This window comes from Alicyclobacillus sp. CIJ1 (assembly GCF_057538885.1).
In genome coordinates, this window is the sequence record NZ_BAAJPH010000077.1 from 1 (window position 1) to 259 (window position 259).

The window sequence follows — 259 nt, forward strand, 5'->3', positions numbered from 1 at the left end:
ATGGCTGGTATTCGAGCGGATATTGTACTGCGTCGGGGTGTGTGTATCAAGCCGTATTGACTGAGCCATCTGCGAGCCATAACGAAAGCGAGCAGCCGGTCACGCTGGAGGCTGGCATAGGCGGTTCGGTGACGGATCAGGGAGACACGCTCACAATCACGTATCAGGCGGAAGTCGTCAATGCAGATGGGCAGTTGTTGGCGACGAGCAATGAAATTACACCCACATGGGTGCCTCCGCAGAGCACGACACAGCCGAG

At 56.8% G+C, this 259-nt stretch carries 1 protein-coding gene; it reads left to right on the top strand.

What is annotated here, in order from left to right:
- The coding region (locus AC27E8_RS06530; RefSeq protein ID WP_487098620.1) for a hypothetical protein at positions 1-259 on the top strand (259 nt) is incomplete at both ends.